The sequence below is a fragment of the Rhabdochromatium marinum genome, assembly GCF_016583795.1.
GTDB classification, from domain to species: domain Bacteria; phylum Pseudomonadota; class Gammaproteobacteria; order Chromatiales; family Chromatiaceae; genus Rhabdochromatium; species Rhabdochromatium marinum.
Window position 1 is genome coordinate 89,752 of sequence record NZ_NRRS01000001.1, and the last position, 21,894, is coordinate 111,645.

The window sequence follows — 21,894 nt, forward strand, 5'->3', positions numbered from 1 at the left end:
TTAGACTTCCTGCGAAATCCACTTATATTTGCCACTCGGCAAATTTTCGATTGATGGCACCAGCTTCAAGGAAATATTCAAGCGCGATGAAACCAAGCGCTTCATGTTCTGAACTAGCATATCACCGTCTTGATCAGAATAAGACGCAGTTGGCACGACCCGAATTTCCCAATGATCTCGTTCAGTTTGAGCAACCTGGGATCGTGCCAAATTGCTCACGCCCTTAAATGCAAAGGTAATAATAGTCGGACTTACTGGCCTACCATCTAGATCCAAAAGGGTGTCTCCAATTCTCCCAAGGATTCGCTCGACAGTAGGATAGGATCGACCGCAAGGGCAAGCGGTACGACTCCATTTTGCCGAATCGTCTAGACGATACCGGATGAGAGGCATAGCCAGATTATGGAAGGAAGTCCCAACGATAAACCCCTCCTCCTCCGTTGGTTTACCATGGGAATCGACAATCTCCACGAACGAGTATTCGGGGTGAATGTGCATTCTCCCAAACTCACATTCACCGCCAAATGCGACTCTTTCTGCCATACCATAAAAGTCAAAAACAGGGCCACCAAGAACACGCGTTATCTCATCGCGATGTGCAGGAAATAGCGTTTCCGATCCAGTAATAATGGATTTAAACCGCAAGCTGAGGTCATGGCTTTCAGCAAGGCGAGATAACTCGTAAGCTGCTGATGGATAGGCGCGCAGTTGCGTTGCGCCATAAGCATTAATTGCAGCTGCAAAGTACCCAATACTGGCGTTATTGATGTGCCGAGTCGACAAGATCAACTGACGCCCAAATGGGTCTAGGTACCAATACGGGGGACGGTCTTGCTCAGGTGGGACAACGAGGTCACCACGAAGTACGATTTGCCTTGCGTTCTTTTCGAAACCAGCCCAACTCCAGTGCTGCAAGTGGAATGCATGTTCCCATATCGCCGAATTATAGTCACGAAAAATATCGACCGGCGTGCCACTCGTGCCACTGGTCCTTCCTACACTCCACCACGGTCTTGCAATACCATCGTGCGGAAAAAAGGACGCACGATCAGAAAGTAGTCTCGTTTTGTCTATAATTGGAAAATTATCAATCACAAATTGCTTCACCGATTTACTCGGTATCTTGCCTATCAAAGACGAATAAGCCGGTATGACATGTACCGCCCGGGACAGCGAACGGTGCAGGTACACTTCCTGTAGGCGCTCAGACTCGCGGCGATTGCTCTTTTCTCGCTTGATCAACGAGCGAGCGCGAGACTCGGCAAGGCAATTCTCTCTCAATACTCGACGTAGGAGATACCGCATGTGCTTCTTCATGGTGGTTTCAATCGATACCCTACCAACTGGCTTCTATCCATCCGTAGATGTTAAAAAGATGCTCTTAACTAAATGAATAACCAAACACCTCAATATCTTCTCTATAAATATTCCAGATAATGTCGTTCGACTCACTGTCAAAATATTTTCTATAATCGTCTTTTGGTGATTTTATTTTGTGGGGAAGCGCAATGTTATTTAGCTTTAAAATACTAAATACTTCATTCATATCGCCCGATAAATTCTCAAATCGACCTATATAATCCAACGGGATAGAACCATCATAGTTTTTTAGCCAATACAGTTGGGTTCTAAGCGCTCCTTTCCCTGCAAACTTTTTCAAAAAATCCTTGAATGTCATATTATTTGTTATCTTATGTACCTTAAGATGAACATCATCGCGCATAACATTTCTATACCAGGAAACAGCACGCGCCCATGGGTTTCGAACAATAGTAAATTTAAAATATGATCTATATTGTTTTTCTGTAACAGAAAATTTGTTTCTGTGATTATATACTTTAGAAAAATAATAATGTCTTTCCCTGCGAAGAACTTCAATTAGATTGTCTCGCGACTGAAAGATTTTTTGTGTAAGATAAGGCTGTTCGATCATTCTTATCGTTCTGTGATCTTGCTCGCCACGTCCAGTATGACCATCAAGGTGACCTAGCGCTGACTCAATACTTGTACCGGCACATTTTGGGATATGTATAAAAATGCATTGGTATTTATGAGAAATCACAACCTTGTCCAAGCATGCAGTATTTTTTAGCGCCTTACATCGCCAACCAATTGCGGGCTGATATTTCCTATTGCCTCATTTGAGACAAAGCCAGATCGATCTTGTGCACTGTCTTTTCCGTTGACCAATCAGTTTTCTTTGCAGCTATCACCCTGCTTCTAAGGCAAGTATGTAAGGACTCCTCGCTATCTCGCTTTAAAAAGCGGAAGCGGGATTGGGGTCATTTGGCGAAATTTGTAAGTAGCAACTTAGATCAGCCAGGTTTCTGTCCTTAGTATTAAAACGGTGAAACCCGTATATTGAGATGTTTGTGTACATAAAACAGTAACCAGAGGTTGGAGATTGCAATTGCTGTAGTCGTTGCAGTTGCTGCGCCGACCATTCCAAAGCGCGGTATCAGACATAAATTCAGAAAGATATTTATTGTTGCAGTGATTCCTTGAACCTTTGCAAGATGCATTTGATGACCGGTCATGCTGACAACAGAATTGAGTGGCCCGGTCGCTGCATTGACTGCCTGACCAATAAGGAGAATGTAAAGAGCGCTCAGTCCCGCCGCAAAACCCGGTCCGTAAAGAGTCGTTATGGCTTCGCCAAAACAAATAAGGAAAGCGCTAGCGCCGAGCATGAAAAAGAGGGAGCCTCGTATCGTCAAAGTGATGACACGTCGCAGGGCTGTCATTTTTCCCGAGTCATGTAATTCTGCAATCATTGGGGCAGCCATAGCTGTCGCAGCCCCTAGCCCAAACATCGCAAGGTTGGATAAGCGGCTCATCACGCTATAAACGCCAGATTCCGTAGTGCCGGTAATCATACCAAGCATGATAACATCGGTCTGCTTGAGCAGAATATGAATGCCCGCAATGAACATCATCGGCAGAGCCATAAGTCGCCAGACTTTGACATCATAGCTAGGGGTCACAACGTTTATTTTATTCGGTAATGCCTGCTTCAACCAACGAGCGCCGATCAGGAAGGCAACAATGGTTGCGGCAAGCTGCATTAGCATGGCTTGATGTGCAACCACAGGAGCATCCAAAACCCAATGCCAAGAGACTGCAAGAATAATGAGAAGCAATGGTCTTATAAAAGTATCAGCAAACTCCGCTCGAAAAACCTGCTTCATCGCTATTAGCCCTGCTTGTCGCAACTGCGACAACCCCAGGATGGGCAGCAAAAGGGACGCTAGCGCCATGGTTCTGACTAACTCCCGATTTTGGACGGCATCAGACAGGAACAGGAAGGCCCATAACGCAAGACACAATGCTAACCCTGCTGACAACACGACCGAAGATGCCCAACGAAGCAAGCCTGCCATCAAAGCAGTGCTTTCGGACAATCGGTAAGGGGGAAGAAACCGGATAATTGCTTTGTTCGCACCAAATAAGGTAAAAACCAGCAGGATATTAACCCAACTAAGCGCAAAGGCATAAACACCAAATTGCTCAATACCCAGTACCCTGGCAATCACAATTTGAAGTAGAAACCCGATGCCAAGTCCGAGCGCCTTGGCAATAAGCGAACGTAGTGCACCACGAGCAAAAATGGCGCCTACGCCATTTCCATTTTTCAACCGTTCAAACAGTTTCACGACAGGTTCGGGAATGCAGACCGCGTTTTTACCCAGCATGCATTTCATTGCCGTATTCACGCCACCCCGTCGGTCCCCAAGTTATGACCAAACAATGCCGCATATTTATTAATCATTTTATGGAGGGCGTATTCTTGCTCGGTAATGCGACGTGCCGCTCTACCCAGTTTTTCACAGTTTTTATGATTCGTGAGTCTGCGTAGCGCCGCGACCAGCGCTTCCACATCACCCGCCGGAAAGAGATAGCCATTGTCTCCGTTCCGGACTTGCTCCGTTGCGCCACCTACAGCACTCATCACCACCGGCTTGCTCATAGCCATGGCTTCCAGCGCTGCAAGAGAAAATGTCTCAACCTGAGTTGATACGATGGTCATACAGTCACAGGCCGCGAGAAACGGCCTGACATCCGTCTGAAAGCCAGTAATCACAACCTCGTTTTCTAGCCCAAAGCGAAAGATTGTGCTTTCAATGGCAGCGCGACAGGGACCGTCACCGATCACCAGGCAGTGGGCGGGCACACCTTCACTTTTTAAACGTGCGACTGCTTCAATGAGATCCTCATGTTTCTTCTCTGGCCTCAAGGCCGCGCAAATTCCGATAACAAAGTCATCACGTTTAAAGCCAAACCGTTCGCGTACCCCCCGTTTTTCATCCCAGGTAAAGCTATCGTCAAAATATTCAGTGTCGACTCCATTGTGAATGACCACACCAAGTTCCTTTCGCAGCCCGCGACCTTCCCAGTAGGCGCGCTGTACCGCGCTGACGTATACGATGCAATCACAGCGATTAAAGAAAGGAGCATACACTAAACTCATTTTAATTTGCTCCAGCAAAGCCGGCTTGGTGGTGTGAAATATCTCAATGATGCGGCAACGATGTCCTGTAAGCCAACGCGCGACTTGACTATAGAATAGGGGGTAAGTGTTAACGCACACGATAACACCTGGGTTTATCGCCCTTACCCAATCCGCAAGTCGTGTTAAACCAGTGAAATCCCACCCCATTCTGAATTCGGCGCACCAAACAGTCCCTGATGCTCGGTCTACCTCATGCAGCAGATGTTCCTCCCGCTTAAGATAGGCTAAGGCGGTTGGAAATCCAAACCTAGCGAGACCGTTGAACAACTGAAGGGTGTGTTTCTCTGCACCGCCAAAGCCCAACGAACTAACGATAAAAGCGACGGTCACCGACTTTCTCTACTCTTGCATCTAACCATATGCGCTTTTTCGATAGCCAAAATGTAAGGTTTGAGCACTATGTCATCACCATGGTGGCGATCCATGTAAACGCGGCAGCGATCTGACGCTCGTTGCCATTCGCTATCATCTGAAAGCAGTCTTTCCGAGGCCTGCCGCATTTCATCCATGCCGCTGACGGCGTATCCCAGCCCTTCCCGCTGGATCAGGCCATCCGGGTCCAGAAAAGCGATAACAGGAACGCCACGCTGCCAGGACTGTAAATAGGAATTGGGGAAACCCTCGCTACTAGATGTGTTAATAAACACCCTAGCCCTGTCGTATAACTCGGAAACTTCATGGTATGGCACAGCCCCGTGGAAGGTCAGATTTGTTAGGGTTGCGGCTTCCCTCTGAATGTTATCGTATAATTTTGCCGCACCAGTGAGTGGTCCGCCAACCATGTGAAGGTGGCGATGTGGCAAGCTCCGTGCGAGGTCAACAGCCAAGCCGGGACGTTTTATATCCCGCAAATTGCTGACCCAAAGCAACTCGATACGTCTTTCCTGCAACGGACGAACTAAGACCGATGCTTCGACGAAGGACCTAATTATAGCGGCACTCAGTGAGTAATTATCCTTAAGCCGTTTCCGCTGCAGGTTATTCTGGCAAAGGAGGCGATCAGCTCGTCTCAGACCAAATTCGTAAAGCTTCTTGTCGCGCCAGGTTTGGATCAAAACATGGCGCGGATCGGCGTCGCCGTCATTCGCCAAACGAAATACGAAGCCTTTGCCCATCCTATTGCAATACAGAGCCAGCAATCCCACGTGCATACCTGCGCAACTAGTGACATAGACATCCGCATCCGATCTCCCTAGTGCTGCCCAGGTTTTTGTCCAGCGGGGGTGAATGAAACGAATGATTGGCAGCCCCTCGTTGTGCTTAAACGCTTTGTAGGTCGTTACGCCTTCCCATGCCCTGCCATCTTCCTGCCCATAGTCTCCGACCACCATACTGACCTCATAGCCACGCTTCACTAGAGCTTTAGCTAAAAGCGTCATTTGGACTTGCGCTCCCCCAGTCCCATGATGATTATATTCGCGCGCCAAGACTGGAAGATTGCCCAACCCAAGAAAACAAATTCTCATTTCCAAAACCCGGTATATGTCAATAATTTTGAGACACCTGTGACAAGGAAATTAGTGTTGATTGATCGTGTCGATCTGCGGGGCGTGAGCGCCCTCCTTTGTTGTAGATGCTGGGGGATTAATCCAAGCGGCTGTTGGTAAGGCCGGAGCACTTGGAGTTCGATGCTTAAAGCGCTCGGAATTCTGCTCGAAGGCGCGGCTTGCAGCATCTGGTTGCGCTGGATCACGATGGTGGCAGCCTCGCCATGATGAACACTCGCTGGGGTAAGCAAAGCGATACCGGAATGGCCGTGTTCGTTGTTGTACCAAGAGAAGAACTCGCTACAGAACGCCCTTGCCTCTTGGAGGGACGAAAACGACGCAGGAAAATCCGGGCAATACTTCAGGGTTTTGAATTGGGCTTCTGAATACGGATTGTCGTTGGAGACATAGGGACGCGAATGGGTTTTGGTCACACCCAGGTCGGCTAACAGCTGTTCGACGCCCTTGGATGTCATGCTACTTCCACGGTCGGCATGCAGAGTTAATTGTTCTTGTTCAATGGCTTGGCGTGAGCATGTCTCGGCGATGAGGCGTTTTGCCAATGCCGTGGACTCGCGATGAGCAACCATCTAACCGACGACGTAACGGCTAAAGACATCAATGATGACGTACAGGGGAAAATACGTCCATTTGGCCGGGCCTTTGAGTTTCGTAATATCCCAAGACCATACCTGGTTTGGTGCATGAGCGAGCAATTCAGGCTTGCAATCGCGAGGATGTTGGCGTTGATCACGGCGTTCGCGCACGGCATTATCGCGTGTGAGCAAGCGATAGAACGTGCGGATGGAGCACAGATAGACGCCTTGATCAAGGAGCGTGGCGAACACCTGATACGGTGAGCAATCCATGAAGCGCTCGCTTTGGAGATAGGTCAAAGCACGCTGTTGTTCCTCAATGCTTAGCGCCAAGGGGGGTCGCGGACATTCGCCCGCCGCTGGAGATGGAGGCTGTTGCGCACGGTAGAAGGAAGCACGATTCAGGTTTAACGCCTGACAGGCGACTTTGATGCCCACGGACTGACTCAATTCGCGGACGCTGTTCATGACGGTCTCCCGGCTTCGCTCAGAGGCTCGCTCAAGCCCAAGAGTTGCGAGAGTTTTTTTGGACATTGATGATGGTTTCCGCCTGTGCCAGACGCGCTTGGAGCTGTTGCACCTCGCGTTGCAGACGAGCATTTTCATCGGCCAAGGGATTCTTGGGCTGGGGCTGTCGGCCCCGAGGCTTCGACAACCCGGCCCGAATCGCCTGCTCACGTTTGGCCCGCCACTTGCTCAAATGCGAGGAATACAAGCCCTCGCGGCGCAACAATTGGCCGATACAGCCGGACTCGCAATAGGCATCCGCTTCGTTGAGGATGCGCTGCTTGTACTCGGCGGAAAACGTCCGGCGTTCGGGGTTTTCCAGCACTTCGGCGCTCGCCTGTAGGCGTTGTGCCGGCGTGGCTTGATCGGGCTTTTCGCGATGAATCGAAGAATCCTGCGCGTGCGTATCGGCCTGGGAAATCGGTTGTTTGGTGATATCAGCCATGAGAGAGCCTCTAAGAATGCTCCTTAATTTGAGCATGGTATCGGTGTCTCAAGCATATTGGCACAGAGGGACCCGTTCAGTGTGATTAAAGGGCTGACAGTATCTACTGAGTGACCTGCGGTACTGCGAGTTGAGAGCGTTCTTCCCTGACTGGTTAATTCTTCTGAAAGACTGCTCGCATGGACACGCAGTGTTATGCCCAAATCTCGAATTTAGAGCTCTAACGGGCTGTCCTTGCGCCGTAACTCTATTGGCCTTACAGCGGTTGCAGGAGTGCGCCGTGAAAGTGTGCCAAATCGTGACAATTTATCAAGTCGCAACTTTGTATTCATTCCTAACGCGATGCCAAAAGCAATCCACAAAAAGGCATGCGGGAACCAGGGTACGAACTTCTGGCCTGTTAGTCCCTGGACGAGCGCAACGAAAATCCCTAGTTTGGCGCCCTCGTAAAATGAACGCCAAAATGGATCTTCATGGTAGCGATACAACACTCTGAATAAACCCCACATTCTGAACCAGAACGCAGCAACAATAATCCCTCCAAGAACACCAAAGTCCAGTAATACTCCTAGATATGCGTTATGAGGGTGCCCTACAATAAACACCGGTCTGTTGAATCCTGACCAAAGCATCGAGGACAAACCATGCCCCCAGATCGGGCTAGCCAAAAATTCTGGAAGCAATGGGAGCCAGATACCATGCAATCTCCCGGCGGTAATCGCAGTAGTGTCTTCCTCACCGATCCCCGTTAAGGCCCGTTCAATAAAGGCATCGGGCAAGAGTATTGCCACGATCACCATAGCCATAGCCGCGAAGAAAAGATCCCAAAACCGGCGCCTGGAGATAAGAAAATATGCCCCGATTGTAAGTAACCCGAGAAAGGCGCTCCTTGAGAAAGTCAATGCTGCGGCAGCTGCCCCCAAAACAGCTGCCGCCGCATAGAACCAACGGGATGCCGCGTTCCGCGTCCCCAGAAAGGCAAATAGAGTCAAAGCGACACCCAAATTGCAAAGATGACCAATATCATTCGCATGTATACCCATCCAGGACAACATGCGGCGGGATTTCGAGCTCGCCATCTCGCTCAGACTTAACCCAGAAGTAAATTGGTTCAAAAGGACGACCATACTAAACAATAGAAGTGCGACGGATATCGCCGTTACCAACCTGCGCGCGAATTTTTCATTCGTTACCGTGACAGCAGCTAGCAGCGCCACCACGACGATGATCAGTGGTTTAAATAAATTCTCCAAGAGGTATCCCAGAGGAGACAGCCCATTCTCAATGCCATCGCCAACAGCTCGCGGGGGAACCAGGTCAATATAGAATAATCCCGCAGCGGCTCCGGCAACAATTAACCCAATGTATGCCATGAATGTCACCGGCAAACGGGGCAAGCGAACGGAGCCTGGCCGTTTCGCCATCGAAAAAAATGCAGATACAATTGTCGCAACAAGGATGATATTAAGTGTATTCAACCCTGTGATCCCGAGTAACTGTCTTGGCATGAGCTGAGTTGCCGAAAAAGGCAGCAATACGATCGACAGCCAGACGCCGACTCGGTAATTCAACAACGCTATGGTGCTTCCAATGAGTGCAAGTATAATATGGAACCATATAAAGATCATTCTTTAGCCAATACTCGGTACTGCCGACATGGTAGTTCCATTTATGCCTGGAAGTAAATTTTGCGGCTCGCAGTTGGGATATTGACGGCCTTCTGCAACAGGCCTAAGCGAAGATTCGGGCAATGTCGGCGGATTGCTGGTGAGAGTGGGATGTGGCATGAGCGCGAGCGTTTTGCAAAGGCCGAATCTCAGAGAGAAGGATCCGCAGTCGCTGGGCGTCGCAAGCTAAAGTGACCCACCGTTGGGGATAACCGGCGTCCAGCGCAGGAGTCGTCCGTCATCATCCACTGACCACAAATCCTCTGGATTTGCTTCTGGATTTGCTGCCGTGAGTGCAAGCGCAACTGGGAAGTTAGAGCATGGACGGCACACGCCCCCACGGCAAACTCGGGGGGCAGAATTGATGGATTAGTTTATGGTTAGCCCTTTTGGTGCAGAAAGCGCCTGCATTTCTTCAACGCCCCACAGAAAAATATTGTCGAAGATCTTGTCCTCTCCACTCTCCCCTTTTTCGGCGTTAAATTCTGTTACCGTAAGCTGTCGCCCGCGGAAATAAATCAACGCCGGCTCCTCAGAGTTATCGCCAGTTCGAAGCATCATATTATCGCTAGTTCGAAGCATCATATTATCGCTAGTTCGACGAATTACATTATCCGAAATAATATTATTAACAACGTTTTCAGAGTCTCCTACGTAAATCGCTGTCCCGGGAGGACTTTGCTCGGAATCTCCAAAACCGCCTGCCAACCCAGAGTCAATAATAGTATTCCCCCGAATTATGTTATTCTTTTTTACCCCATCCCCTGGATAAAGATAGATCGCCGCATCATCTGTGGCTTTTATAGTATTATTCTCAATGATATTGTCATGGCATACCTGATTGTCATACGCCTGCAAGTGAATCCCTTGACCGATCGCACGAGACTTGAAAGGATTGTTTGTCACAGTGTCAATTGTATTGCGCCGGACAATATTATTGTTGCCGTTGATTTGGTTACGCGCGCTTGTATGTTTGACGATATTATCCTCAAACGTATTGAACTGAACTTTACCTTCTGGCCCGCCCGTCGAAAACCCCCGACAATATGGGGAATTCTGTGCGGAAATTTTATTCCCATTAATTATGTTATTTTGAGCCGGGGGCTCATTATCTGCATCACAGTGTACATTTACCCCATCGTGCCCCCAATCCATTATCTCATTATTAGTCAACCAAACAGCTTCAACTCCACATTTAAAAGTGACTCCATCTGCCAAAAGATCTGGCTGGTATTGATCAATTGGGTGATAATCTGCGTACATGGAATTGATTTCATTTCCTGATATCTCTCCGTCTTCAGTTAATCTATAATTATCTCCAATCAACGCACCCATGATAGAAATACCCACTTTGCTGCCGGCTCCTATTCTGGATTTCCGGACAATAAACTGTGATGCTGCTTGAATTGATAACGCTGTCCTAGCCTCTCCGATATCAATATACTCTAGGACAACATCTGTTACCTCGCGTATCCTCATTGCGATACTGAGAGAATGACCTGGGCCTCTCACTTTTGGCAGATCGGTACAGCCATTTATTACTACATCGCCATCATTCAGGTCGTAGGCACCAAGAGTAACATTGCTTCCTCGTATATCGATCATTTCGGTGATATTTGCAGTCGTTCCACATCTTTGAAAGTATCGGCTATTATCTTGGAATCTCATGCCTGACCAAGAATTGCATGCCCCTGGACCGCCATCTGCAGATGCAGGTTGTGCTGAAGTTCCGTCGCCGTTGATTGGAGCACTCGGATCGACAAAAAAATCCGAACTCAATGCCAGCACCGGCAAAGATATGAGGTACATTCCAGATAAGATTCGCATCAGCATTTTCATACAAAGCCTCTCAATTTCACGAAATTTTACAGGACTACCCGTTTCTGAAGTTTTTCTTCAGGAAAACCGGTAAAAGCAATTCATTGAGCCGGGAACCGAACAGATATGTACACATTGGGTAATTCGCGTGCTAGGATACGGCATGCAGAACGCTTGATACTCGTTTCGATGCCTCACATGATCATTGGACAAGTGCCGGGTTAGTGCGTTCAGCCTTGCGTCGGCGGTTGACGAGCATCCTTAAAGTCCATGTCTGTCATGTAAGAAAATCTACCAACGAACCTGGGTTGTCAAGCAAATCATACCTACAACTGTTCAACCTCCAGCGAATCACCAAAACAGTCAATGCCCAAACGCTCGGCGACGGGCAACGCCTTAGGCTCAATCATAGGCGAGATGACGATCAGGCGGCTGGCCTTGCGATAGTGCTCGCATTCGTAGAAACGCGCCTTGCGCTCGAACAGGTACATGCCGCCCTTGTCGATGGACGATTTAAGCTCGCACAGAATAAGCAGGCCATTTTTGATGATCACGTCCAGCTCGATCTCGATCTGCTCAGGGCGTCCGAATACCTCACCTTGGTCGTCATAGCCGTTGTAGTTGATGACCTGAACTGCAAAATTTTCTTCGAGAATGGAGGCCAGTGCATCGCGAAAGGTCTTTTCTAATTGCAAACCCCAGCGCGCGCCCAAGGCGCCGATACTGCGATCATGCTTTTTCGCCATAGCAATGAGCGCATCATTCATCCGGCGGATTTCGGCCTGGTTATTGTCCCACTTGCGGTTTTGTTCTTCCCATTTGCGCTCTTGCTGATCCCACTTGCGATTTTGCGCTTCGCGGTCGCGCAGGTATTCCTCCCAGCGGACATCCGAGCGGGCGCGCGATTCACGCAGCTCAGCAATGGCCTGCTGAACCAGTCGGTGGTTTGGGCGCGATCAGCATAGGCCTCACGCGTCAGGTCAAGCACAAAGGCGCGAAAAGCTGGGTCTTCGCGCAGATAGGCGGGCAATTCGCGCTTGATGATTTCTTTAAGTTCCGTGTCCATTGCAGGTTGGATATGTTATTAGATGTTGCGACCCAAGTGGCTGAACAATATTTTCACCATCAGTAGGCCTTGGTGTCGGATATTACCCGAATGGTCGTTAGGAAAATAATTTTAAGGTCAAGCCACAGTGACCAGTGGCGTATGTAATGCATGTCATGCTCGACGCGCTGGCGCATTTTTTCGGTGGTATCGGTTTCGCCACGCAGGCCATTGATTTGAGCCCAGCCGGTAATTCCAGGCTTGACTTTGTGTCTCAGCATGTACCCAGGTATGAGTTTTCGGTATTCTTCGTTGTGAGCGACAGCGTGAGGCCGTGGACCGACGATGGACATTTCTCCTCGCAGTACATTCAGGAACTGGGGGAGTTCGTCAAGCGAATAGCGACGAAGGAATCGACCCAGGCGAGTGATGCGCGGGTCGCCCTTGGTTGCCTGGGTGATTTTTTTACCGTCTTCACAGACTCGCATGGTGCGGAATTTCAAAACTGAAATGACGTGACCATCGCGCCCGTAGCGATGCTGCCGAAAGACGATCGGACCAGGCGAATCCAGTTTCACCGCAATCGCGATAATGGCCATCGGCAGAGCGCTTAGCAGGAGTGCAACGACAGCCAACACCAGATCCTCAACGGCTTTCAGCCAGCCATCAGCGCCATAAAAAGGACTCTCGCGGATGCTGAGCGTCGGGATCGGGCCGAGGTAAATCCAACGCGCATGCAGCAAGTCGAAGGTAAGAAAATTGGGAACATAATGTATCGAGGCCGTGGTGTCCGCCAAGTAACGGATGAGTTCGGATATTCTGTTCTCTGCCTTGAGTGGCAGGGTAATGTACACTAAATCAACACCCCCCGTGCGCGCCGCAGTAACTAGGGCATCGAAATCACCCCGGCGATATGCATCATACGTTGTTGCGTCTCTATCTCTGTCGAGCTTGCGATCATCATAGAAACCGACTAAGCGCAGACCGAGACTTGGGTTGCTTTGAATCACTCTGATGAGCTCCGCAGAATCGCCGACAGAGCCAGCAATTGCTACGTGCTTCATATTCCGCCCTGCACTATACACCCTTCGGGCGACCAATATGCCCAAGTATCGCCACGCCAAAATGATCGCGGGCATTGACGAGAACCAGCTCAACATGACTGCACGTGAAAATTCGTACGATGTTCTGGTCACGAAGGCGATCGCGATGAGTGTCGCCACTGTGGCGCCCCAGGCGTTGATCACCGGCCAGACGAACCGACTTGCGGGTTGTCCGCGCCAACTGCGATGGGCCCCGGCGGGCCGGGCATAAATGACGAAAATCAAGGCCCCAAGCAGGGCTGCCATCCAGTAATGGATGCCCCATGTCACATCAAATAAATACGCTAGTCCGCTCAGTGCGACCATGATCAGGGTCGCGTCGGAGATCCAGAAAAACAACGAAATGGCTGGAAATTCAGCCCGAATGGGTCTGCTATGAAGCGAGGGTTGTTCTGCCATAACAGAAGATCAGCTCTGCTTTATTCGGTCGGCGCCACGGAAAGGATTGAGAGCCGACCTTATCATGGAAAAGGAGCTTTGTTCACCCGAGGCTTGACATCACGACCCGCGACGTTGCTTCAGCGCTCAGGAGTCGACAATAAACTATTGATATTATAGAACAAAATTGTTTGCCGGCCAGATAAAAATCAATAAGTTATAGTTGAATGGCAGGTTTTATGCTGTACTGAGCGGTTGATGTCCGTAGTATGGATTCAGATTCAGATTCAGATTCAGATGAAGGGTAGATCAAAATGAAAACAAGTCCATCGACTCCATACCCCACGCTGACCACCTCCTTGATGGCAGCGTTGTCCGTGCTCTTGATTACGGCCCTACTCTCAGGATGCAGTGCCGAGGATACCAGTGCCCGCTATTTCCAGCGGGGCATGACGCTCTTTGAGGAGGGTGGTTTCGAGAAGGCGCAGCTCGAATTCAAGAACGCCTTGCAGGCGGAGGGACGCAATGCGCGGTCCTGGTACATGCTTGGCCGTACCCAGGAACAGCTCGGGGACTGGCGTAAGGCCTTCGGTAGCTATTCGCGTGCCGTTGAAATCGATCCCAAGCTGACCGAGGCGCGAGTGCGCAAGGGGCTGCTGTTGCTGGCCGGCAATCGGCCCGAGGATGCCTTGGTCGAGGCTGAGGCGGTGCTAGCGCTCGATGCTGAGAATGCCGAGGGGCTGATGCTGCGCGGCGCCGTGGCGCGCCGCCAGGGCGATCTCGGTGCTGCGGTGCAGGATGTGGAGGCCGCGCTGGCAATCAACCCTGAGCAACGCGAGGCCCTGGCCTTGATGGCGCAACTTCGCTTGGCACAGGATGATCCCGTCGCCGCGACTGCGCTGCTTGAGCGAGCTCTCGTCGCCTACCCTGATGACCTGGAACTCCAGCTCATGCTGGGCGGCGTCTATGAAAAGCAGGGCGAGGTTGAGAAGGCAACCGCAGTCCTGGAGCAAATTGTCGCAAGCGCGCCCGAGGAGCTGTCCCATCGGTTGCGTCTGGCAGGTTACCTGGCGCAACACGGGCAAATCGACAAGGGCGAGGCGGTGCTGCGTGAGGCCATTGAGCTGATGCCGGGGGACAGCGTGCCCAAAATCGCCGTGGTGCGCTATCTGGCTGAAGTCCGCTCAGCGGCGGCTGCGAGCGCGGCGCTGAGCAAGATGATTGCTCAGCATCCGGAGGAATACGACCTTGGCCTCGCGCTGGCCGAACTGCGCGCGCAGCAGGATGACATTCAGGGCGCGCGCGATGCCTATGAGGATGTCGCTGAACGCGCCGAGCTGAGCGCCGCAGGGCTCACGGCGCGCGCGCGCCTGGCAACTCTGGCGGTGGCTGAGGGGCGTATCAATGACGCCCTGGCGTTGGCCGAGGAGGTGCTGGCCGAGGAGAGCGAGAACGAGCAAGCCTTGTTGGTGCGCGGCGCCATCGCGCTGGATCGTAACAATACCACCCAGGCCCTGGCCGATGCCCGCACCATTTTGCGCAACCGCCCGGAGTCCCTGCCCGCCATGCGCTTGTTGGCGCAGGTGCATGTGGCCAAGGACGAGCTGGCCCTGGCCCAAGAGACGCTGCGCAATCTGATGGCCGCCGCGCCCGATGATCCGCGCGCCTACTTGCAGCTGGCTGAGGTACAGGCCAACAGTGGCAATCTCGAAGGCGCGAAAATGACCCTCGACGAACTGCTCACGACGGTGCCAAACAATGTCGAGGCGCAGAGCGCGCTGGCCCGCATTCAGCTCAGCAACCGGGATTGGACGGCGCTCGCCAAGACCGCAGCACTGCTGCTTAAACAGCGCCCGGACCATCCACTCGGGCACTATCTGCAAGCACTACGCTTGCAGCAGCAGGAGGATCTTGAAGGCGCCAAAGCCGAGCTAGAACAGGCCTTGGCCATCGCACCGAATGCGCCTGAACCGCGTCTGGCGCTGGCGCGCGTGCAAATGGCGCTTGAGCAACCGGAGGCCGCTGAGGCGACAGCTAAGGCCCTAGCCGATGATCTGCCGACCAACATTGCCGCAGCCGAGCTGTTGGGGCAAATCCAAACCGCACGTGGACAGGACGGGGCAGCGGCGGAGACCTACCGTGACATCATCCAGTGGCATCCGCAGTCGCCCACGGGGTACCTGGGGCTTGCCCATGTGCAAGCGCGCGGTGGTGATCTTGATGCCGCGATCACCACGCTCCAGCAGGGCGCGGATGCCACCGAGCGCAATGCCTTCCTGCTCTACAATCTTGGCAACCTGATCCAGCAATCCGGCGGTGATGCCATCGCAGTGTATCAGGAGGTGCTCGACAAGGCGCCGAATGCCGATGTGGTGGCCAACAATCTTGCCATGCTGCTGCTGATGCAGCCCGATCTTGACGAGACTGGAGCCGCGCGCGCCCTGGAACTGGCCAAGCGCTTCGCAGACTCCGAACAGCCTGTTTTGCTCGACACCCTCGGCTGGACCTACTACAAAAACGGCGACTATCAAAGCGCGCTCACAACCCTCAAGCGCGCGGCAGAACTTGATGATCCCTTCGCGGAGCTGGAATACCACCTTGGCATGACCTATCAGGCGCTGGGTCGCACCAACGAGGCGCGCGCCGCACTCGAGCGCGCGCTCGCCGATGGCAGCCGTTTTCCAGGGAGCGAGGAAGCGCGGGCGACCCTGGAGCAGCTCTAGTCGGGCAGAATGCGGTAGAAGAACACGCCGGCAGCCGGCAGCTCTAGCACCACGGGCGCGGCGCCTTTTTTCACGAAGGTGGCGCGCTCCTGGTAAGGCCCGAGCGGCTGGGGCGCGCGCTCAAGCCGATAACGGCCCGGTAAAAGGGCATGGATCGTCACTTGCCAGTGATCGGTCTGCGCCTCGGTCTCGGCGGCCTGGTAGTCGAGCGCATAACCCCCGTAAGGGCGCGCAAGCGGCTCGCCGATGAAAATGCCCTGTCCGGGCATGGCCACGCTTTTCCAGTACGCCTCAATGGCAGTCGCGCCATTGAGATAATTGGCGATCAGTAACCCCGGGCTTGGAAATTTCGCCGGAAAATTACACGGTTCCGCTACGGCGCCATAACTAGCTGTCGCACCGGCCTCCAGCCAGCGCAGCGCGCTCATCTGCCGGCTGCCGGTCAGCACCCCGCCGCTTGAGGTCAGGTGATCGGCAATGGCCCCTGGCCGATAGGTATTGGTATCGATATCCGGCACCTCGGTGAGGCCGGTAAAGTAAAACAGCACATCGGGTCGATAACGGATGGCGTTGGTTTCGAGGTGTTCCAGTTGCACGATGGACCCAAAACTGTCGATAACACGCTGATATTGTCGTGCCCGCACATTGCGGGCTGTATCATCGGTGCTGACCAAATAACCTGTCCCCGCTGGTCGGGTCTCATCCGCCGCAATGCCGCGATCAATCAGCGCCTTGACTTCATCGAACGTTTGCCCCACCAAGGCCATGGTCGGTCGCCAATTGTAGTCATCGTAGGGCGCCTGACTGTTGGTGGCGAAATAGGGATTTGGCCGGGTGAGCTTGCAGCCCTCGGCGCAGAACGCTGGGTCGTAGCCCGCCGCGAAGGCGGTGGTGATTGACATGCAATCGACGCGGTAGGGCTCAGTCCAGGTCAGGACATAGGCCTGAACCTGTTCGGGGGTCTGCTGTTGGACTTGGCGGTAGACCTCGGCGAAGGTCGCGGCTTTAATCACCGGCTCAGGTGGGAGACGGACGTGGATCTGGTTGGCTGCGGGAATTTGGCGTCGCTCGGCGTAGTAGGCGCCGATGTGGCGGCTGAGTGGGTCAATATCGTTGATGATCAGTCCAAATTCAGCCGGACTGAGGTGTTGGCGCGGAAGAGTGATTTGAGGCGGTCGATGGTCATCTGCCGCCAACTGGAGGGTGCGAATGAGCAGCAGGCAAGAGAAGATGGTAAATGCAAGACGCATCGGACAGAGGGCAACGAAAAACGGCCCCAGAGTTTGGGGCCGTTCGTTCTGCGCTGTTTGCGGGGAAAGCTGATTAGGCGTTGCGGCGGCGGAAACCGACAAAGCCAAGGCTTGCTAAGGCTGACATGAACAGCGGCAAGGCAGCCGGCACCGGCACATTTGAAACGGTGGATGCGGCATCAAGCGTGAAAGAATCGTTTGCTCGGCCATTATTCGACAATGTCACGGTTGCATCCGAAACCAGGCCGCCGAAATCAATTGCAACCAATTGCATATTGCCGTTCTGCTGTCCACTCAATTCAAAAGTGTCAGTCATTAATGAGCCGTTCAAAGTCCACTCGGCCGTGATGCCGAGTGTTGCACCTTGATCAGCTGCGTCGCGGATTCCAAACACGACTTGATTGAAAGACGAGCCGTTAGAAACGTTCCAAATCATTCCGTAGGTGTCGTTTGCCTGAAGCGCTTTGGTACCACCCGTTGGGAGGATGTTGCCTTGGCCGTTGATCGACGTATCGCTTAGATAAAGCCCTGCGCATGTGCCAAAGGTGGTACATGTGCTTCCGGAGCCGGTACCTCCCAGTCCAGAAAATTTGCCAACATTTGTGGTGGTGGTGCTGTTCCAAGACCCGGCAGCATAGCCTTCAAAATCCTCTACAGTACCATTGGTCGTTAAGATGTTGAAGTTACCAATGTCAAAATCAGACACTGAAATGGCCGCCGCATACGCATTGGAGCCAGTTAAAGTTACGAGCGCGATACCCACAGCAAAGATAGAATTTTTCATCGTTTTAGACCCCTTGTTGTATATCATTGATTATTGCCTGAAGAACCGTGAACTCCAGTTGCGCTGTCAAGAACATGGCCATTAAGAACATGCCTCTTGCTCTGGCACCGCCGCCCAAGCCCTACCAAAAGCACCAATGCACCGCCGAAAAGGCCGAAAGCAGCTGGAATGGGGACTGGCGACGTCCTTGGGTTCTGGGTGTCGGTTGTTGTGCCAGCCCCTGAGACGTCGGAGTTGGTTGCTTGATCTCTTTCGCTTGCATAGACGAACGATGATTGCGCGCCTTGGCCAGTAGCGCCGACACTACTACTATTGCCATGCTCAAAAAAGCTGGCCCGTAGCAGGGGACCACCATCAAGGAAGCCCTGCTGCCGGCCATTGCCAGCCATCCCGAGGCTGCCATTACGACTAATGAACTCAGCTGCGCGCTTTGGATCTCCTCCGGATTCGGCCGCGAACCGGAAGATGGACTGCTGTTGACCGCGATTGTTACCCAGCATATCCAGCATATCGAAGCGAGGGGTCAACCACGGCAGGCTACCCAAGGTTGCGAAGTGGATTTGCGACACACACTCTGCCTGGCCAAATGATCGCGAGGCCAACCCCGGGGAACTCCCTCCCCAAGCGGTGTAGCTGCCAGTCCAAGGAGCAGAATAATCATCACCCGCCTCGTCAGTTCCGAAGATCACATCCAGCCTTGGCGCAAGGGCGACGATCCCAGCCGCGAGCACGGCAGGTGCCATAATCGCCAGGAGCATGATTTTGGCCTTGTTCATCGCCCTGTAATGATCTCCAAATATATCGGCCATCGAATGCCAAACATCAAAAAATAGCTGCAATTACTGTTGGCGCCAAAACCTCCCATCACTTAAGATTGAGAGATTTTCAATTTGAGCATAGCAACAATGCTTATGCAATTCAAGACCGCTGGTCGGATGACAGTAACTTCTCAATAACTCACGGCGCGCCATAATTAGCCACGTCTCGCTCACGCACGATTTCCAGCAAAGGGGGGATATCTCCGGCTCTTTTACGTTTGGTGTGGGTAGATCATGCCCTGCACAATCTGTTAAGCCGTTGACGAGTGACACGCTGACCTATGGATAGGTAAACGCGTCCTGCGGACCGGTCCGAGCCCAAAGGGCCGTGTGGACAATCCGGTATTCCGCCGTTCAAGCACATTGGAGAACCGCGAAGCCAGGGGGCGGCGCAATAATACCGGGTTGCCCACACTCTCGGGCCTCGCGCCTACATACCCACAGGCCCTATAACTAGTTGATCATAAATATTCGCGGAACGTCACCGACTGGGTTGGGCGATTGCCTGCGCCACGGAGGAGAGCTGGGAGTATGCGCTGCCCGAGTTCGATGCGACGGTGGCCATTAGTGTGGATGGGGCACGCCTGGCGATGAAGAAGGATGGCTGACGTGAAGTCATGGTCGGCAGTCTCTCCCTCTACGTCGCCGCCGCGCCCGAATACGGCAAGGAGACCTTCCATGAGCGCATGACGCGCGAGATCGCGCAGCTCAAGCGGCGCTATCCCGAGGCGCTCTATCTGGGCATCGCTGATGGGGCCTCGACCCACTGGACGTTCCTCAAGCAGCACACCGAGCGCCAACTCTTCGACGACTATCATACCGCGCGGTGCGCAGCAGTCCGGCGGCACTGAGCGATTGACGACCAAAAGGCGCACTCATTAGTTCCTACCTCGCAACCTAAGATATACAAGATAATACGCTGATTCGGAGAAAAGTTTACGAAAAGCTTTTTTCTACGCTTAAACCATCCATTGTTTTTAAAGCAAATAATCTTTCAACGGGAATTGCTGGTCGGATGACGGGCTTGAGGTGCATTCAACCTGCGTCATGCTTGGCTGGGAGCCGGGAGGCGCTCCCCCTTGCGATCATGAATGACAGCCTGGACAAGGGACGCTTCAATGGTTGTGGCCCGCTCACTGTAGCCGTAGACCAAGGCCATGTCGCAGAGCACGTTGATCAAACGAGGGATGCCGCCTGAGTGCTCGTGAATCAGCGTGAGAGCTGCGTTGGTGAACAACGCCGGATTGCCACCCGCATGCCTGAGACGATACTGGACATAGATCGGTGTTTCGCGCGCATTCAGCGGCTTGAGGTGATAGCTCACCACTACCCGCTGTGCCAGCTGCTGTAACTCTGGCTGATCCAACTTGTCCTTAAGTTGCGGCTGCCCGACCAGCAGGAGTTGCAGAATCTGGTCTTTATCGGCATTGATATTGGAAAAAAGACGCAATTCTTCAAGCGTCTCGATGGAAAGATTTTGGGCTTCGTCTACAATAAGTATTGTATGTTGGCCACGAGCATACTCGGCGATCAGGAAGTGTTCCAAAGCCTCATAAAGTTCAATCAGTTCTTTGCCTCTGTAGTCTTGGCCAAAGGCGAGCATCACCCGCTTGAGCAGGTTTTCCTGCATGTTGGCGGTATTGGTAATCAGGCCAACAGTGACGCGTTGAGTCAGTTGATTGAGTAGTTGTCGAATGAGCGTTGTTTTGCCACAGCCGACCTCACCGGTGAAAACGGCGAGTCCCGCCTTGCTCACCACGGCGTAACTCAGCAGCGAATAGGCCATGCGAAACTGACGACCGGGGAAACGAAAGCTCGGATCCGGCAGCAGGGAAAACGGTCTTTCCCGGAATCCGTAAAAGGTGTCATACATGCGGGGTGGCCTAAGACAAATGAGCCATTCCTGACATCCTGGCTAATAATAGCCGTCACCGGAGGCGCTGCTGTCGGACTTGTTTAACACCACACCCAAAATGCATTTGCCATCAAGCAAATTCCAGGCTCGCGAGAGGTCATCGCGGGTTGTTCCCCCAGCCTCGACCACGAGCATAATGGCATCAATATAGGGAGAGAAGGCCAGGACATCATCTCCGGTCAGCAGGGGAGGCATATCAAGCAATAGGATGCGATCAGGATAGCGCGTCTTCAGTTCCGTGACCAAGTGAACCATGCGCGGTGTGGAAAGCATTTCCGAGGAATTGGTAAAAGAGCTGTGTCCTGGCAGAATCACAAGCCGCTCAATACTTGGGTTCACGAGAATCTCCGCCAGCTTACGCTGTTCAAGCAGATAGTCACTGACACCAGGCAGATCCTCGTCTGTGAAGTAGCGGATTACGGATGGACGCCGCAAGTCGAGATCAACCAAGAGCACGGTTTGATTGACTTCCCGAGCCAGGCTAATGGCCAAGTTAATGGACGTGAGCGTCTTGCCACACCCGGGGCGCGGGCTGGTGACTGCGACGGCATTCCACCCATTGGAGCGCAATCGCTGCAAAATGCGTGTGCGCAGAATATTGTATGAATCGACAATGGGATTGCGCGCCTCATTGAGCAGCACGCGCTTGGCGCGAAGCCGCTCGGGGTCGAGTTTCAGGCTGCGCGTTTTTGTATAAGAAACCTGAACCCCCTGATTGGTCTCATCAAAGTCCTGATCTTGCGCTTCGAGCGGCTGCGTTGAAAGTACGGGACTGTTAGCCAACAGCGCGGTGGCGCGTTCAGCCCGAGCACGTTCCAATGCTTCCTTGATGCGCTCCATGATTGATC

General features: G+C 52.5%; 17 protein-coding genes and 1 pseudogene. 2 read left to right on the top strand and 16 right to left on the bottom strand.

The window, feature by feature from the left end; translation table 11 throughout:
- From CKO36_RS00420 to CKO36_RS00470, 11 genes and pseudogenes are all read right to left on the bottom strand, one after another.
- Entirely contained in the window at positions 1 to 1,317 is a 1,317-nt protein-coding gene (locus tag CKO36_RS00420) for a phenylacetate--CoA ligase family protein (protein WP_200279038.1), read from the bottom strand.
- Positions 1,318 to 1,381: 64 nt separating this feature from the next.
- Positions 1,382 to 2,062, bottom strand: a complete 681-nt coding sequence (locus CKO36_RS00425) for a sulfotransferase family 2 domain-containing protein (protein ID WP_200279040.1) — start codon at positions 2,060 to 2,062, stop codon at positions 1,382 to 1,384.
- A 277-nt stretch (positions 2,063 to 2,339) separates the two neighbouring features.
- Positions 2,340 to 3,701: a flippase gene (locus tag CKO36_RS00430; protein ID WP_200279042.1), complete on the bottom strand. Its 1,362-nt coding sequence runs from the start codon at positions 3,699 to 3,701 to the stop codon at positions 2,340 to 2,342.
- Between the two features lie 8 nt (positions 3,702 to 3,709).
- Complete coding sequence (locus CKO36_RS00435; RefSeq protein WP_200279044.1) at positions 3,710 to 4,840, bottom strand: glycosyltransferase; 1,131 nt, start codon at positions 4,838 to 4,840, stop codon at positions 3,710 to 3,712.
- Complete coding sequence (locus tag CKO36_RS00440) at positions 4,837 to 5,976, bottom strand: glycosyltransferase family 4 protein (protein ID WP_275957797.1); 1,140 nt, start codon at positions 5,974 to 5,976, stop codon at positions 4,837 to 4,839. The genes CKO36_RS00435 and CKO36_RS00440 overlap by 4 nt, the downstream gene beginning before the upstream one ends.
- Before the next feature lie 51 nt (positions 5,977 to 6,027).
- A pseudogene (locus tag CKO36_RS00445) lies at positions 6,028 to 7,485 on the bottom strand (IS3 family transposase).
- Between the two features lie 272 nt (positions 7,486 to 7,757).
- Entirely contained in the window at positions 7,758 to 9,119 is a 1,362-nt protein-coding gene (locus CKO36_RS00455; protein ID WP_200279049.1) for an O-antigen ligase family protein, read from the bottom strand.
- A gap of 462 nt (positions 9,120 to 9,581) precedes the next feature.
- Positions 9,582 to 11,051 carry a right-handed parallel beta-helix repeat-containing protein gene (locus tag CKO36_RS00460; protein WP_200279051.1) on the bottom strand — a complete coding sequence of 490 codons (1,470 nt, stop codon included), beginning with the start codon at positions 11,049 to 11,051 and terminating at the stop codon, positions 9,582 to 9,584.
- 305 nt (positions 11,052 to 11,356) lie between these two features.
- Positions 11,357 to 11,797 carry a PD-(D/E)XK nuclease family protein gene (locus tag CKO36_RS20215; RefSeq protein ID WP_338053388.1) on the bottom strand — a complete coding sequence of 147 codons (441 nt, stop codon included), beginning with the start codon at positions 11,795 to 11,797 and terminating at the stop codon, positions 11,357 to 11,359.
- The gene (locus CKO36_RS20220; protein ID WP_338053389.1) at positions 11,794 to 12,096 is read right to left on the bottom strand and encodes a hypothetical protein; all 303 of its coding nucleotides are present in this window, start codon (positions 12,094 to 12,096) and stop codon (positions 11,794 to 11,796) included. The genes CKO36_RS20215 and CKO36_RS20220 overlap by 4 nt, the downstream gene beginning before the upstream one ends.
- 59 nt (positions 12,097 to 12,155) lie before the next feature.
- Positions 12,156 to 13,577 carry an undecaprenyl-phosphate glucose phosphotransferase gene (locus CKO36_RS00470; RefSeq protein WP_242469287.1) on the bottom strand — a complete coding sequence of 474 codons (1,422 nt, stop codon included), beginning with the start codon at positions 13,575 to 13,577 and terminating at the stop codon, positions 12,156 to 12,158.
- Between the two features lie 293 nt (positions 13,578 to 13,870).
- Here CKO36_RS00470 and CKO36_RS00475 point away from each other — a divergent pair, with 293 nt between their 5' ends.
- Positions 13,871 to 16,279, top strand: coding sequence for a tetratricopeptide repeat protein (locus tag CKO36_RS00475; protein WP_200279053.1), 2,409 nt, complete (start codon positions 13,871 to 13,873; stop codon positions 16,277 to 16,279).
- Here CKO36_RS00475 and CKO36_RS00480 read toward each other — a convergent pair.
- The 3 genes from CKO36_RS00480 to CKO36_RS00490 all read right to left on the bottom strand — a co-directional run bounded on the left by CKO36_RS00480 (position 16,276) and on the right by CKO36_RS00490 (position 19,089).
- Positions 16,276 to 17,529 carry a TIGR03790 family protein gene (locus tag CKO36_RS00480; protein ID WP_200279055.1) on the bottom strand — a complete coding sequence of 418 codons (1,254 nt, stop codon included), beginning with the start codon at positions 17,527 to 17,529 and terminating at the stop codon, positions 16,276 to 16,278. The genes CKO36_RS00475 and CKO36_RS00480 overlap by 4 nt on opposite strands.
- A 73-nt stretch (positions 17,530 to 17,602) precedes the next feature.
- The gene (locus tag CKO36_RS00485; protein ID WP_200279057.1) at positions 17,603 to 18,313 is read right to left on the bottom strand and encodes a VPLPA-CTERM sorting domain-containing protein; all 711 of its coding nucleotides are present in this window, start codon (positions 18,311 to 18,313) and stop codon (positions 17,603 to 17,605) included.
- Between the two features lie 23 nt (positions 18,314 to 18,336).
- Positions 18,337 to 19,089 carry a hypothetical protein gene (locus CKO36_RS00490; protein WP_200279059.1) on the bottom strand — a complete coding sequence of 251 codons (753 nt, stop codon included), beginning with the start codon at positions 19,087 to 19,089 and terminating at the stop codon, positions 18,337 to 18,339.
- A gap of 659 nt (positions 19,090 to 19,748) precedes the next feature.
- Between CKO36_RS00490 and CKO36_RS00495 the strand changes: the two genes are divergently transcribed.
- Complete coding sequence (locus tag CKO36_RS00495) at positions 19,749 to 19,982, top strand: hypothetical protein (protein ID WP_200279061.1); 234 nt, start codon at positions 19,749 to 19,751, stop codon at positions 19,980 to 19,982.
- Between the two features lie 194 nt (positions 19,983 to 20,176).
- Here the strand turns inward: CKO36_RS00495 and CKO36_RS00500 are convergent, their stop codons facing one another.
- Together CKO36_RS00500 and CKO36_RS00505 are read right to left on the bottom strand one after the other, a co-directional pair.
- Positions 20,177 to 21,004 carry an ExeA family protein gene (locus CKO36_RS00500; protein WP_200279063.1) on the bottom strand — a complete coding sequence of 276 codons (828 nt, stop codon included), beginning with the start codon at positions 21,002 to 21,004 and terminating at the stop codon, positions 20,177 to 20,179.
- A gap of 42 nt (positions 21,005 to 21,046) precedes the next feature.
- Positions 21,047 to 21,886: a CpsD/CapB family tyrosine-protein kinase gene (locus CKO36_RS00505; RefSeq protein WP_200279066.1), complete on the bottom strand. Its 840-nt coding sequence runs from the start codon at positions 21,884 to 21,886 to the stop codon at positions 21,047 to 21,049.
- Positions 21,887 to 21,894: the final 8 nt, after the last annotated feature.